The organism is Pseudomonas sp. DP-17 (genome assembly GCF_022380625.1).
GTDB lineage: Bacteria > Pseudomonadota > Gammaproteobacteria > Pseudomonadales > Pseudomonadaceae > Pseudomonas > Pseudomonas nitroreducens_A.
On the sequence record NZ_JAKSXG010000006.1, the window covers coordinates 42,056 to 56,359 of the forward strand.

At 66.8% G+C, this 14,304-nt stretch carries 12 protein-coding genes; 5 read left to right on the forward strand and 7 right to left on the reverse strand.

Features of this window, described 5'->3' with window-relative positions:
* Window positions 1-14: 14 nt before the first annotated feature.
* From MJ122_RS12310 to MJ122_RS12320, 3 genes are all read right to left on the reverse strand, one after another.
* On the reverse strand, window positions 15-2,267 hold the full coding sequence (locus tag MJ122_RS12310) for an ATP-binding protein (protein WP_239744358.1): 2,253 nt from the start codon (window positions 2,265-2,267) through the stop codon (window positions 15-17).
* Between the two features lie 174 nt (window positions 2,268-2,441).
* Window positions 2,442-3,458: a DNA topoisomerase IB gene (locus MJ122_RS12315; protein ID WP_239744359.1), complete on the reverse strand. Its 1,017-nt coding sequence runs from the start codon at window positions 3,456-3,458 to the stop codon at window positions 2,442-2,444.
* A gap of 322 nt (window positions 3,459-3,780) precedes the next feature.
* The gene (locus tag MJ122_RS12320) at window positions 3,781-4,983 is read right to left on the reverse strand and encodes an NAD(P)/FAD-dependent oxidoreductase (protein ID WP_239744360.1); all 1,203 of its coding nucleotides are present in this window, start codon (window positions 4,981-4,983) and stop codon (window positions 3,781-3,783) included.
* 324 nt (window positions 4,984-5,307) lie between these two features.
* On the opposite strand from MJ122_RS12320, the gene MJ122_RS12325 reads away from it, so the two are divergent.
* Window positions 5,308-5,829, forward strand: a complete 522-nt coding sequence (locus tag MJ122_RS12325) for an Rrf2 family transcriptional regulator (RefSeq protein ID WP_239744361.1) — start codon at window positions 5,308-5,310, stop codon at window positions 5,827-5,829.
* On the opposite strand, the gene MJ122_RS12330 is transcribed toward MJ122_RS12325, so the two are convergent.
* Window positions 5,826-6,449, reverse strand: a complete 624-nt coding sequence (locus MJ122_RS12330) for a cell wall hydrolase (protein WP_088417108.1) — start codon at window positions 6,447-6,449, stop codon at window positions 5,826-5,828. The genes MJ122_RS12325 and MJ122_RS12330 overlap by 4 nt on opposite strands.
* A gap of 175 nt (window positions 6,450-6,624) precedes the next feature.
* Entirely contained in the window at window positions 6,625-7,440 is an 816-nt protein-coding gene (locus MJ122_RS12335) for an alpha/beta hydrolase (protein ID WP_239744362.1), read from the reverse strand.
* A 110-nt stretch (window positions 7,441-7,550) separates the two neighbouring features.
* Between MJ122_RS12335 and MJ122_RS12340 the strand changes: the two genes are divergently transcribed.
* A complete protein-coding gene (locus MJ122_RS12340; RefSeq protein WP_239744363.1) occupies window positions 7,551-8,504 on the forward strand; it encodes a helix-turn-helix domain-containing protein in 954 nt (317 codons plus the stop codon).
* 355 nt (window positions 8,505-8,859) lie between these two features.
* The gene (locus MJ122_RS12345) at window positions 8,860-9,564 is read left to right on the forward strand and encodes an MgtC/SapB family protein (protein WP_239744364.1); all 705 of its coding nucleotides are present in this window, start codon (window positions 8,860-8,862) and stop codon (window positions 9,562-9,564) included.
* A 129-nt stretch (window positions 9,565-9,693) separates the two neighbouring features.
* Here MJ122_RS12345 and MJ122_RS12350 read toward each other — a convergent pair whose 3' ends face one another.
* Together MJ122_RS12350 and ampC are read right to left on the reverse strand one after the other, a co-directional pair.
* Window positions 9,694-10,719: an MBL fold metallo-hydrolase gene (locus tag MJ122_RS12350; protein WP_239744369.1), complete on the reverse strand. Its 1,026-nt coding sequence runs from the start codon at window positions 10,717-10,719 to the stop codon at window positions 9,694-9,696.
* Between the two features lie 173 nt (window positions 10,720-10,892).
* The gene (gene ampC, locus MJ122_RS12355) at window positions 10,893-12,035 is read right to left on the reverse strand and encodes a class C beta-lactamase (RefSeq protein ID WP_239744365.1); all 1,143 of its coding nucleotides are present in this window, start codon (window positions 12,033-12,035) and stop codon (window positions 10,893-10,895) included.
* A gap of 111 nt (window positions 12,036-12,146) precedes the next feature.
* Here ampC and MJ122_RS12360 point away from each other — a divergent pair, with 111 nt between their 5' ends.
* The gene (locus tag MJ122_RS12360; RefSeq protein ID WP_239744366.1) at window positions 12,147-13,193 is read left to right on the forward strand and encodes an RNA methyltransferase; all 1,047 of its coding nucleotides are present in this window, start codon (window positions 12,147-12,149) and stop codon (window positions 13,191-13,193) included.
* An 89-nt stretch (window positions 13,194-13,282) separates the two neighbouring features.
* Window positions 13,283-14,161 carry a helix-turn-helix domain-containing protein gene (locus MJ122_RS12365; RefSeq protein WP_239744367.1) on the forward strand — a complete coding sequence of 293 codons (879 nt, stop codon included), beginning with the start codon at window positions 13,283-13,285 and terminating at the stop codon, window positions 14,159-14,161.
* Window positions 14,162-14,304: the final 143 nt, after the last annotated feature.

Here is a 14,304-nt window from a genome sequence, read left to right on the forward strand (position 1 = left end):
GCGTGTGGCTTCCGTTAGTTGGGCTGGGGGTGACGGGGCAAGGCGAAGTGGAAGGTGGCGCCGCGGTCGACCTCGCCCTCGGCCCAGACCCGCCCGTCATGGCGCTCGACGATGCGCCGGACGCTGGCGAGGCCGATGCCGGTGCCCTCGAATTCCTCCATCCGGTGCAGGCGCTGGAAGACGCCGAACAGCTTGTTGGCGTAGGTCATGTCGAAGCCCACGCCATTGTCGCGGATGAATACCTGGGTTTCCTCGGGCGTCTGCCGAGCACCGATCTCGATGCGCGCCGGGTCACGGCCGCGAGTGTACTTGATGGCATTGGCGATGAGGTTGCGCAGCGCCAGGTTGATGAAGGCCGGGTCGCCGATCAGCTTGGGCAGCGCCTGCACTTCCCAGACGATGTTGCGGCCGGCATAGTCGGGCTGCATTTCCACGCGAATGGTTTCCACCAGCGCGTTGAGGTCCACCTCCGACAGGCGCAGCGCGGAGCGGCCCATCTGCGAGAAGGCGAGCAGGTTGTCCACCAGCGTGCCGGCAAAGCCCGCGGCGTCCTCGATATGCTGAAGGAAGCGGCGGCCGCGTTCGGTCAGCGCCGCACCCTCGATCTCGCCCAGTAGCTCGGCGTAGCCGGCGATATGCCGCAGTGGCGCACGCAGGTCGTGGGAGACGCTGTAGGAGAAAGCTTCCAGCTCCTTGTTCGAACGGCGCAGTTCGCCCGCCAGTTGCGCCAGTTCCTCGGCCTTGCGCAGCACGATACCGAGCACGGCGGTGCGCAGTTCCAGCACGGCATCGACGATCAGCGGCTCCCAGGGCGCGGAGAAACCGCGCACTTCCTCCTGCCAGCGCTCGAAACTGTGACGCGGGCTGAGCCTGCCCTGCGGGTCGAGGTCCTTTTCCGGACGGCCGGCCCAGTTCACCGTGCGCGCCTGCTCGGGGCGGAACCACAGCAGGTAATGCGAGTGGATCTGCGAGATGGCGACGGCGAGTACGCCGGCGGCGTGCTCGGTGAGTTCGGGTAGCTCCTCGATGTCGCGCTGGATGTTGTCGGTGTGGAACACCGTCCCGTCGCCGCGACTGGACAGCCAGTGCACCAGGGCGTTGACCTGCGCGGCAGGGGGCGTGTCGCCGATCAGTTCGCAATGCTCGGCGGAAATGATCGCCGCGCCTGTGGCGCCGGCGAAGCCGAGCATCACTTCGGGCAGTTCCAGCAGGCCCTCGCTGATGCTGTCGTGGTCGGCCATGGCCGCGAGCATGCGCACGATGCGCTGGCGCAGGTCGAGTAACTGGCGGGTGCTGGCGTGGGACTCGCGGGATTCGATCTGCAGCGACAGCACGCTGCCCAGCAGCTCGCACGCGGTACGCGTCTGGAAGCCGACGGCGCGGGGTTCGCTGTGATGGCAGGAGATCAGCCCCCAGAGACGGCCATCGACCACGATGGATAGCGACATGGACGCCAGCGTGCCCATGTTGCGCATGTATTGCAGGTGCACCGGCGACACGCTGCGCAGGGCGGCGAAACTCAAGTCCAGCGGCCGGCCGGTGCGCGGATTGTCCGCCGGGACCAGCGGCGAAGGCTGGTAGTTGGCATCCTCGATCACCCGAATGCGATTGATCCGGTACAGCTCGCGGGCCTGGCGCGGGATATCCGAGGCGGGGAAGCACAGGCCCAGGTACTGCGGGTAGCCGGCGTCGGCCGCCTCGGCGATGACCAGCCCATTGCCCTCGGCGTCGAACCGATAGGCCTTGACCCGGCCGAAACCGGTGATGCGCTTGATCTCCGCGACCGAACGCTGCAGCAGCTCTTCGATGCTGTCGGCCGTATGCAGGCCGCTGACGAAGGCGCGTACCAACGGGTAGAAATCGACGTCGGGATCACCGGCCGGACGCGGCCTGCGCGGCTCGAACTCGACGATCAGGACCTGGTCGTAGCGATGCACCAGCACCGTGGTGCGCTCACCGGCCGATGGTCCCAGGCGCAGTCGCACATCCCCGATGTGGAAGGGAAAGATTTCCCCTTCGGGCAGCCGCTCCAGGTGCGCGCGCAGGTCGAAATCCTCGGCGATCAGGGCGGCGAAGTCGCGCCCGAGCAATTCGCGAGCGCTGAGGCCGAGCCAGCGCTGGGCGTTCTCGCTGGCCTGGAGGATGCGCAGGTCGGCTTCGTCCAGTACCAGCAGAAAGCCCTGAGGCTGGATGCTCCCCGGCAGCTGGATCGGTTCCTGGGCACAACGCTCGATGGCTTGGTCGAGGGCGGTGTCGGCGGCGGGCAAGGCGGGCACTCCGGTTGGGCCCGGCTCGCGAGTCGGGCGGGCAGAGAGAAATTTCTGACGACACTGTATGAAAGCACGTCAGTGTGGCTGTCTTGAGCGTTTTTGGCACTAGTGGCCGTGGGCCATTTTTCGTTCCGTTACGCTCTGGACCGCCTTTTTCGCGCCCGGTTCCCGTCAAGATGCGGCCAGGAATGCCAGCAGGGTGGCTTCCTCGGCGCTCAGGTGCTTGCGCTTGCGGGCCTTGCGCAGGTTGACCAGCTCGCCGGCGAGGAAGGCTTCGATCACCCGCGGATGCACATAGCATTTGCGGCAGATCGCCGGGGTGTTGCCCAGCTCGCTGGCGACCTGCCCGATGATCTCCTTGAGCTGGCGGCTGGCGCTCTTCGCGTCCTGCCAGGGCGCCTTGCGGCAGTACTCCAGCGCCAGGGTGCTGCCAGCCCAGGTGCGGTAGTCCTTGGCGGTGAAGCCTTCGCCGGCGTGCTCGCGCAGGTAGGCGTTGATGTCGCGCGAGTCGATCATGCGCCGCTGGCGTTCCTCGTCCAGGTACTGGAACAGCTGCTGGCCGGGGAGCTCCAGGCAGCGCCGGAGGATGCGCGCCAGGCGCGGGTGCTCGACATCCACGCTGTGCTTCACGCCGCTCTTGCCGCGGAAGGCGAAGCGGATATGCGAGCCCTGCACCTCGACGTGGCGGGTGTCCAGGGTGGTGAGGCCGAAGGAGCGGTTCTGCTTGCGGTAGCGCTGGTTGCCGATGCGGATCAGGGTGCGGTCAAGCAGCTCGACCACGGTGGCCATGACCTTTTCCGCGCCGAGGCCCGGCAGCGCCAGATGCTGCTGGATCTGTGCACGCAGTGTCGGCAGGGCGGCGCCAAAGCGCAGCAGGCGTTCGTACTTCGCGCTGTCGCGCACTTCGGTCCAGCGTGGGTGGTAGCGGTACTGCTTGCGCCCGCGCACGTCGCGCCCGGTGGCCTGCAGGTGGCCCAGCGGGTCGAGGCAGATCCACACGTCGGCGTAGGCTGGTGGGATCGCCAGGCGGTTGATGCGCTCGATCTCCGACTCGACGCGGATGCGCTCGCCGCCCGGATCGAAATAGGCGAAGCGTCCGCGCAGGAGGCGCCGACTGATGCCCGGCAGGCTGTCGTCGACGTAGTGCAGGTCGGGGGGCAGGTCCAGCAGCTCGGGCGGTGTGCTCATGCAGGGCTCCTCGGCGGCTCTTGCTGAAATGGATCACCGAAGGGCCTTTCGAGTGCCGTCTTTTTTGTCGTCTGTCGCCAGGTGCGCGTGTCCTCGGTTGCCATCGGTGCGGCGGCGTGGCCTCCGATTGCCTCGCGGCGGATAACGCTGGCGCTCTTTGCGCCCTGCAGGTTCGCGCCAGACGTCACCTGTAGGAGCGAACCACGCCCGCGACCCGCCGGCAGGGCCGGCGCCACGGAAGCATCGCCACGGTTCCCCGGGCGAGTTCAGACCCCGCTCGGAGGATTCGTCGACACGGTCGGCTCCCACAGGTTCCGGGCGATCAGGCCACGACCGGGATCATCGGGTCGGCAGCCGCCAGGGCGATGGTGCGGTCGGCAGCCGGCGGGTAGATCCATACAGTGTTGATCTCGGTCTTGATCTTCTTGCCTTCCTCGCGCTGGAAGCGCACCTGGCGGTCCCAGCCTTCGGTGAACAGCGCGCCCCAGGCGCCGAGGTCCAGGCAGGTCACGTACTTGGGCTGGCTGTAGGGAATGGGCGCCACGCCCAGCAGGTCGGCGGCGGCGTTATTGCCGGCCGAGCGGCCCAGGGAGATGGCATGCTGGCAGGTCATCAGCGCATAGTTGCCGGCATCATCCACCGCGGCGTAAGCGACGTCGCCTGTGGCGAACACCGCGTCCTGGCCGATCACCTGGAGGTTGCGGTCCACGTGCAGGCGACCCTGGCGATCGCGCTCGGCGGGAACCTGCTCGGTCAGTGAGCTGGCGCGCACGCCCGCGGTCCAGACCACGGTCTTCGCGTCGATGCGCTCGCCGCTGGAGAGCGTCACACCGTTCTCGTCGATGGATTCCACCGAAGATTTCAGGCGCCATTCCACGCCCAGCTCGGCCGAGGCTTCGGCCACCACGGATTGCGAAGTGACGCCCAGTGCGCTGCCAATCTCGGCACCGCGATCGACCACGATGACCCGCACCTTGGCGTCCGCGCCCAGCACTTCTCGCAGGCGAGCCGGCATTTCGGTGGCGGTCTCGATACCGGTGAAGCCGCCGCCGGCGATGACCACGGTATTGCGCGCTGCGGATTCCGGCAGCTGGTGCAGCGAGCGAATGTGCGTTTCAAGGCGCACGGCCTGGTCGATGTCGTCCACGTCGAAGGCGTGCTCGATGCCCGGCAGGGCGGGGCGGGCGACCTTGCTGCCGCTGGCGAGGATCAGGCGGTCGAAACCCAGGGTAGCAATGTCGCCGCTGGCGTTGCGGTAGTCCAGTTGGCGGCCATCGACGTCGATCTTCTCGGCGCTGCCCTGGATGAAGGTGATGCCCACGGCGGCGAACAGCTCGCCCAGCGGTGCGGCCATCTGGTGCACGTTCGGCTCGTAGAAGCGCGGGCGGATGCGCAGTTCGGCCTGGGGGGCGAGCACCGCGACTTCGATGTCGCCGCGCTGGTGCAGGTCGAGCAGTCGCGTGGCGCTCAGGGCGCTCCACATGCCCGCGAAACCGGTGCCGACGATCAGGATGCGTTGTTTCATGGTGGTCTCCGACGAAAAGGATGAATCCAGGGTGTGGGTTTCCCGAGTGCCCGACATCGGAGCGCTTTGCTTCCCGGCTTGCCTCGGATAACTGCGACTATATTGGTCGTAGTTATCCGAGGCAAGCGGTTTCTGCATCAAACTCCGACCGCTGGTCACGACGGCGCTCCGGGAGGAGGCGCCGCTTCTGTTCATTGGCGAAACACCGGGAAGTCTGGAGATGCCCGTGGCGTGGGTGACAGCTCGTCAGGATGCGTGCTTAAGTGCTTGCTGGGTGCCCGGCGTGGCTTGAAAATAGTGCGACTGAATTAGTCGGAGTTTGTAATGGCTTTGTACAGTGCGGGGGTGGAGTACGGCATTCACTGCCTGCTCTTTCTGACCGACGAGAAGGGCGACAGCCGCGACTCCAGCGTGCGGGCGTTGGCAGAGTTGCAGGGCGTGCCCCAGGAACTGCTCGCCAAGGTCTTCACCAAGCTGGCCAAGGCCGGGCTGGTGGCAGCCACCGAAGGCGTACGCGGCGGTTTCCGCCTGGCGCGGCCGGCGGACGAGATCACCGTGCTGGATATCGTCAAGGCCATCGACGGCGACAAGGTGATTTTCGAGTGCCGCGATATCCGTGGGCGCTGCGCGGTGTTCGAAGGCTCGCCGCCGGAGTGGGCAACCTGCGGCACCTGCTCGATCCATGCGGTGATGCTCACCGCGCAGAAACGCATGGAAGAAGCCCTGGCCCAGCACACCGTGCTCGATCTCGCACGCCGCGTCGGGCGCAAGGCGCCGCCGGAGTTCGGCGAAGCGCTGGTGCGCTGGATGGACGCCCAGCGTGACGGTCCCTGCTCCCTCAGCTAGCGCGCATCGCCGCCGCGCGGCTTGTAGAAGACGAACTCGTCGGTTTCCGCCGTGCGGATGTACTTTTTCGCCCAGGACGGCGAGGCGTGGCGGTCATGGAAGTACATGGCGCCGCGCGTGCGGTCGTTCAGTTGCTGGTTCAGCGCCCGGCGGGCGATTTCCTTGGCGATGTCGTAGCGGTTCTTTTCTTCCACCTGATCGGGGCGCCCATCGCACCACCAGGAGAACTGACAGTGCTTCTGCGCCTGGCCCTGCTTGACCACGCCGCACACCGTGTCGGGGAAGCCACCGTGGCCCATGCGGTTGAGCACCACGTTGGCCACTGCCTCCATGTCCGCCTGGCCGCCGCCCTTGGCTTCCCAGTAGAGGGTCCGCGACAGGCACGTGAGAGCGTCGTCCAGTGGCGCCTTGCCGGCCGGGTCCACTGCCTTGACCTCGGATTTTGTGATGGGCGCCGGGCTGGCCACGGCGTTGGCTGGGTGGGCGACCTGCTGCTCCAGCACTTCGGCCTTGTTCACCGCGGCCTGGGCTTTCTCGTCGGTTGAGGTGCCGATTGAGGCGGCGGGGAAAGAGGTCGTCCAGCAGGCGAACAGCAGCAACGGAAGCAATTGGCGGTGCATGGTCAAACCTACCTGCGCAGCGAAGCCCGTCCGGCCGTCGACAGCCTGCTTCAGGCCTTTGCGACGGCGCCCTTGAGGCCGCTCCCGGAGTGGGAAAAGCGAAGCGACTGCGCCTGCTGGATGTGACTGTACGCGGTGAGTTTTGATTCAATTTTCCAGCCAGGCGGTAACGCCTCTAACCCCCGGATGCCGTGGCCTGCAGCAGGTGGAGCTGAAAGAACTCGGTAACAGCCTGCAATACCGCCGGCTGCTGTTCGCGGTGTGGCACGTGGCCGCAATCGGGCAGCAGCCGGAGCATGGTCGGAACGCCGGGGACCGAGGTGAAACGCTCAGGGTGCGCGGCCGAGCCGTACTCGTCCTGTTCGCCATGCAGACTGAGGATCGGGCACTTCACCTGTGCCAGTTCGGCGTCCAGGTTCCAGTCGCTGAAATCGTCGGACAGCCAGGTATCGACCCACGCACGCAGCACCCAGAAGGCCTTGTCGCCGTGGTACTTCTGCAGGCGCTCCAGCTGGCCATCGCGGGCGAACTCCACCTCGGCGGCGCGGATGCCGTCGCGGGTCTGGTGCTCGACGAAGGCCTGTGCCGACTCGGTGACCAGCGCCACGCACGCTTGCGGATGCTGCGCCACGCAGGCCACGGCCATGGCGCCGCCGACGCTGTGGCCGAACACCACACAGTGTTCGAAGCCGAAGTGCTGTTGCAGCAGGGGGAAGAAGCGGCGCGCCTCGTCGTCGATGAAGTCCAGGGGCAGGGCGCCGGGATAGCGATCGGAACTGCCGAAACCGAGGCGATCGTAGGCGATGACCTGGCGACCCGTGGTGCGCGCGAGCTGCTGCGGGAAATCGCGCCACAAGCTCACGCAGCCCAGCGAGTCATGCAGCAGCAGGATCGGCTCGCCGACGGTTTCGGCGGGCGTCCAGTCCTGGGCGAACAACTGGCCCTTTTCGCTGCTGATCCAGTGTTCCCGGGTGGTGACGGGCAACGACATGACACGCTCCTGTACTGACTCGCTGTGGGTTCGGTCATAGTATTCCCGGCAGGTGACCAAGGCGATGTTCAGATGGGCTCATGCATGGTCCGATCGGGCCAGGAGGGGGTTTGGAACAGGTAGCGATACTGGCCTATGACGGCTGTTGGGCGATGGGGCTGTTCTCGGCCGCGGATTTCTTCCGCATTGCGGCTTTGCTGGAGAAGCACTTGGGGATGCAACCTTCCTTCACTGTGCGGGTGGTGTCGGTCGATGGCGCGCAAGTGTCCGCAGCAGGCGGTCACGTCATTACACCGGACGCTGCGCTGGAGGACGTCAGGGCAGCTTCTCTGATCGTCCTGCCGGCCATCGAGGGACCGCGCCTGGCCGGCTTCGAAGCGGATGCGCGAGTGCTGGAATGGTTGGGCCAGCACATCGACGCCGGCGCGCGGGTGCTGGCATTGACCACGGGGGCCGCCTGGCTGGCAGCCAGTGGGCGCCTGGACGGCGGACTGCTGGCCACGCACTGGGCCTTCGTCCGGCCGCTGGGCAAGCGCTACCCGGCGTGCCGCTTTGTGGCGCGGGAGTCCTTCCTGCAGGAGAACGGGCTTTACAGCACCGGCTCGCTCAATGGCTGCTTCGACGCCTTGCTGGACATTCTCGCGCGCGACCGCGGTGACCGCTTCGCCCAGCTCTGCGCCACCCACCTGCTGGTTGCCGATCCGCACCGCCTCGGGCCGATCCTGCCGGGCCATCGCAACCATTGCGACGACACGGTACTGCGGGTACAGGACTGGATCGAGAGCCACCACGCCGAGCCCCTGACCATCGAGCGCATGGCGCGCCAGGCCGGCGTCAGCCAGCGGACCTTCAAGCGCCGCTTCAGCGAGGCGACGAAGCTGCCGCCGAATCTCTATCTGCAGCAGGTACGCATCGACAAGGCGAAGAAGCTGCTGCTGGCGACCCAGCTGTCGGTACGCGAGATCGCCACCGGGGTCGGTTACGAGAACGTCAGTTTCTTCGTCCGCCTGTTCAAGGCGCGCGTCGGATCCACCCCGGCGCGCTGGCGCGAAGGCGCTTCCTGAGAGCCGCTAAGAAAACCTTAAGGCAGCTCCGGGATGATGACGACTCGCGGCCGGAGCTGTCCCGGGCAGTGCTCACACCGGGTCCGGTCGCTTTTTTTGAATCACAGAGGAGTCCTGCCTTGGACACTTGCCCTGGTCGATTGCGACAGGCCTGAACAGCGAGCCGTCCGGCAGAACCCTGCCACTGTCTCGCTGCGTTGCGGACAGTGGCGATACGCATCCCGCCAAGGGATGACGTCTCACCATTCCCCTGCGGGGCCAGCCTGGCCCTTCGCACTCTCGCAATCCATCCCCCGAATGCGCGCCGGCATAGCTCGGCGCATGGAGCGGCCCTGCGCCGCGAACGAGGTGGAACATGGATTGGAAAATCTTCCTGCTGCGGGTCGCCGCGGCTCTCATCCTCGGCGCCCTGATCGGCGCTGAACGCCAACTGCGCCAGCGTCTCACCGGCCTGCGCACCAACGCGCTGGTCAGCACCGGTGCCTGCCTCTTCGTGCTGATGACCCAGGCGATGCCGGGGCTGTCCGCGGATGCACCGCGCATCGCTGCCTACGTAGTGTCCGGAATCGGCTTCCTGGGTGGCGGCGTGATCATGCGCGATGGCCTGAACGTGCGCGGCCTGAACACCGCCGCCACGCTCTGGTGCACCGCCGCCATCGGCGTGCTGTGCAGCATGGGGCTGTTGCTGGAGGCGGCGCTGGGTAGCGTGGTGGTGCTCTGCGCCAACATCCTGCTGCGTGACATCGCCCAGCGCATCAACCATCAGGATGTGCTGCCAGCCAACGAGGTGGAGCAGCGCTATGGCGTCGCCATCGTCTGCCGCGCCGAGGACGAGATCCAGGTGCGCAGCCTGATGCTGCACAGCCTGGACAGCAGCGAGCTGCGCCTGCAATCGCTGCACAGCGAGGATCAGGCCAACCCGGCGAAACTCGAAGTGCGCGCCGAGCTGCTCGGCGGCCACGGCGCCGCCGGCCAGCTGGAACGCATGGTCAGCCGCATCAGCCTGGAGAAGGGTGTCAGCTCGGTGCGCTGGCAGCTGTTCGAGCTGGCCAGCGACTGATTCAACCGACGGTGGAATATCTCGGAAACCCTGAGCGCAGGATGGGTGGAGCGCAGCGATACCCATGCGGTTGGCGTGAGGCGTCGATGGGTGCCGCTGCGCTCCACGCCATCCTGCAAGGGCGTGTACTCAACCCTCGCGGGCAGTGCGGCAGCCACAACGCGGCGCCGGCGCGCGGGCTTCCTCGGCGACCACGCCGCGCCACCAGCGTTCGCCCTGATGGGGCGCCTCGATGTCGATGCGCTCGCCCATCATCGGCGTGGTGACGATGAGCCCACGCTCGCCGGCGATCTCCAGCACGCGCTCGAAGGGTTCGTACCAGGCATGCATGGCCAGGTCGAAGGTGCCATTGTGGATCGGCAGCAGCCAGCGGCCGTTCAGGTCCTGGTGCGCCTGGACGGTCTGTTGCGGGTGCATGTGCACGTAGGGCCAGTGTTCGTTGTAGGCGCCGGTTTCCATCAGTGTCAGGTCGAAGTGGCCGAAGCGCCGGCCGATCTCGGCGAAGCCGTCGAAGTAGCCGGTGTCGCCACTGAAGAAGATGCGCAGGCTGTCATCCTCGATCACCCAGGAGCACCACAGGGTGCGGTTGCCATCGCGCACACCGCGGCCGGAGAAATGCTGCGCCGGGGTGGCGGTGAGGCACAGGCCGTCCACCGTGGTGCTCTGCCACCAGTCCAGCTGGCGGATCTTCTCCGCCGGTACGCCCCAATCCAGCAGGCGGTCGCCCACGCCCAGCGGGGTGAGGAAGACTTCCGCGCGCTCGGCCAGCACGGCGATGGTGGTGCGGTCGAGGTGGTCGTAGTGGTCATGGGAGAGGATCACGCCGCGGATCGGCGGCAGGTCCTGCAGGGCAATGGGCGGTGCGTGAAAGCGCTTGGGCCCGGCGAAGCTGAACGGCGAGGCGCGTTCGGAAAACACCGGGTCAGTCAGCCACCAGCCGCCGCGCAGCTTGAGCAGCAGGGTGGAGTGGCCGAGGCGGTACAGGCTGCGATCAGGTGCGGCCTCCAGTTCCTCCGGCGTTAGTGCGCGCACGGGCACCGGGGCGCGCGGCACGGTGTTCTTCGGTTTGTTGAACAGCACATCCCAGAGCACCTTCGCGCTCGGTTCGGGCATATCGGCCGGGCGCGCCTTGAGATTGCGGAACCTCCCGGCGATGTAATGCGGCGAATGGCTGTAGTCGTCGATGGGCGCGCGTTGCAGTGGGAGGCGGGGCAAGGCACTGATCCTCTGGTGGCGGAGTCTGTCAGCTGAGCACGCTACAGACTCCGCCGCCAGGGATCATTACCGGCGTTTTGATTCAGAACATCACCGTCATCGATGGAACCGGCTCAGTTCAGCTTCGACAGAATGTCCCAGGCCAGCTTCACCCGCACCTCGTTGGGATAGTTGCGGTTGGCAAGGATGACGATGCCGCGCTGCTTCGCCGGGACGAACGCCACGTAGGCGCCGAAGCCGCCAGTGGCACCGGTCTTGTTCACCCAGACCGCCTGCTGCGGTGCCAGCGGTTTGCGCAGCGCCGTTACCGGCTGACTCTGCAGCACCATGCTGCTGCCGTTGTACTGCTGCAGTTCGGCGAGCTTGGGCGGGTAGGCGTATTGCTCCCAGACCAGGTCCTGGGTCATCGGCCCGACCTGGTAGTAGCCGGTGCGCGTGGCGTCCACAGCCGAGCGCAGCTTGTCGCCAAGCTTCACCTCGCCCAGTTGGATCTGCACGAAGCGCAACAGGTCGCGGCTGCTGGACTTCACGCCGTAGGCCTCGTCGGCGATCTGGTCGGGGTTGACCCGCACGGGGGCATCGTCCTTGTCGTAGCCCTGGGCATAGATGCCCTGGCGGGTCACCGGTACGTCGATGTGGGTGTTGCTCAGGCCCAGCGGCGCGAAGATGTTGCGCTGCATCGCGGTCTTGAACGGCACGTCGAGGGCGCGCGCGGTGGCGATTCCGAGCAGGCCGATGCTGGGGTTGGCGTAGGTGCGCTGGGTATTGGCGGGATACTGCGGCTGCCAGGTCCTGTAGTAGTCGGTGAGCTGCTGGGGCGTCTTCACCTCGTCGGGCAGTTGCAGCGGGAAGCCACCGGTGACGTGGGTGGCGAGCTGGATCAGTGTCACCTTGTCCAGGGCGCTGCCGTGCAGTTCCTTCAGGTAGCGCGTCGGGCTGTCTTCCAGCTTGAGCTTGCCGGCGGCCTGGGCGAAGCCGGCCAGGGTGGCGGTGAAGGTCTTGCTCACTGAGCCGATCTCGAACAGCGTGTCGCTGCTCACCGGCTGCTTGCTCTCCTTCGAGGCCACGCCGAAGTTGTAGAAGCGTTGTTCGCCATGGTCGGTTATGCCGATGGCGAGGCCGGCGATGTTCTGTTCGCGCATGACCTGCTCGGCGAGCTTGTTCACCTTGGCGTCGAAGTCCGGCGGGGCGGCCTGGGCGAGGCCGGCGAAGAGAAGGGAGGTGAGGCTGAATACGAGCGGCGCGGTCCGGTGCATGACGAATTCCTGGGCAGTCAATGGGCTGACCCTAGCACCGCTGCGCTCAGGTCTCCAGCCAGACCGGCAGCGCTACGCCTGGGCCTGCGCTGATGGTAGGATTCGCGCCCCATGCGAATCTCCGACCTCGACCAACGCCTTGCCGACCTTGGCGCGCTGCCCCTGCACCGCGGGCGGATGCTGCGTGCCTGGCTGCAGGGCCGGCCGCTGGATGCCGGTACCAAACGGCAGGCCACCGAGGACTTCCTGCCGCTGAGCGTGCGCAACGCTGTAGCGCAGATCGCCGCCGAGCTGGATGCGCTGGCGACTCTCCATTCCCGTCATCCTGCGGGCGACAATTCCGAACGCCTGCTGGTGCGCCTGGCCGACGGGCAGATGGTGGAGAGTGTGCTGTTGCCACGCGGCGGCGTGTGCGTATCGACCCAGGTCGGTTGCGCGGTGGGCTGCCGCTTCTGCATGACCGGCAAGAGCGGCCTGCTGCGCCAGCTTTCCACCACCGAGATCGTCGCCCAGCTGGTGCTGGCGCGGCGCGTGCGGCCGGTGAAGAAGGTGGTGTTCATGGGCATGGGCGAGCCGGCGCACAACCTCGACAACGTGCTCGAGGCCATCGACCGTCTCGGCACCGACGGCGGCATCGGCCACAAGAACCTGGTGTTCTCCACCGTGGGCGATCCGCGCGTCTTCGAGCGCCTGCCGCTGCAACGGATCAAGCCGGCACTGGCGCTCTCGCTGCACACCAGCAATGCCGAGCTGCGCGAGCACCTGCTGCCGCGCGCGCCGAAGCTGACGCCGGAGGAACTGGTAGAGCAGGGCGAAGCCTATGCCCGCGCCACGGACTACCCGATCCAGTACCAGTGGACGCTGCTAAAGGGCGTCAACGACAGCCAGGAAGAGCTCGACGGCATCCTGCGCCTGCTCAAGGGCAAGTTCGGCGTGCTCAACCTGATCCCCTTCAACGCGCTGGAGGGCGACCAGTACCAACGCCCGGACGGCGAGCGCATCGTCGAGATCGTCCGCTACCTGCACAGTCGCGGCGTGCTGACCAAGGTGCGCAACAGCGCCGGGCAGGAGGTCGAGGGCGGGTGCGGCCAGCTGCGTGCGCGGGCGACCGGGCTGATCGCCAGCTCCGGTCGGCGGATTTCCCGTCTGAGCGAGTAATTACTGCTCGCCTTTGCTGTTCGAGATCTTGCACGGGTGTCGCGCCGGTTGTTAGCCTTCCGCATCTGAAAAAACCAGCAGGGCTGGGTATGGCGATCCGGGTTGTCGAAGCACAGGAAGTAGACCAGCAGCGCATAGCCATTCCTGGTTGGGAGCAGCAGTACACGCAGATGTCCGCCGGGCGGTTCGCCGGGCGCATCCTGCATGCCGAGGTCGAGGGGATCGAGCTCTACGAGGAGCAGATGAACCTGCGCGTGGAGCAGGAGTTCCACGCCCCGCCCGGTGCGCTGGTGTTCAGTTTCGACATGTCCGACAACGCCCTCTATCTGCTCGACGGGGACACCCGCAACGCCTGGGTCACGCCGGAGAACTACCGCGAGGTGGCGGTGGTGATCAAGGACGCGGCGAACTGGGGCCCGCCTGCCGATACCTTTGCCGGCCTGGTGCTGACGCCGCTGCGCTCGGGGCACTGCCAGTCGGTGGCGACCTCGCTGAGCAACCTGCTCACCGGCGCGACCAGGGGCGGCGATCCGACGGAGGCGCCGGGTGTGGCGCAGAGCATCGTCTCCCATTGTTTCTCGCTGCTCTGCGAGGCGCCGCTGGAAGAGGAGCGCCGCGCGCGCTCCATCGTCCAGGCCAAGCGCGTGGTGCAGCGGGTCAAGGAAGTGGTGAACGACTGCCCTGACGAGCAGTTCGGCATGGCCGACCTTGCCGCCAAAACGGGCGTTTCACCGCGCACGCTGCAGCAGTCGTTCCTGCATTACGCCGGCATTCCGCCCATCGTCTGGCTGCGCAACCGCCGCCTGAACGCGGCGCGGCGCGACCTGCTGGCCGCCGCCGAGTCCGGCATGAGCGTGGCCGAGGTAGCGATGAAATGGTCGTTCTGGCACCTGGGGCGGTTTTCCCAGTCGTATTTCGCGCTGTTCGGCGAGTATCCGAAGGTTACCGCCCGGCAGGGGCGCGCCTGATTCCGGCTCGGCGCCGCAGCGGCCGGTGAAACATCGCGGACGGAGTCCGCTCCTACGCCAGACGGTTACGTAGGAGCGGACTCCGTCCGCGATGGGCATCCGGCGGCGCCGATCAGCCCAGCAAATACCCAAACCGAAAACAC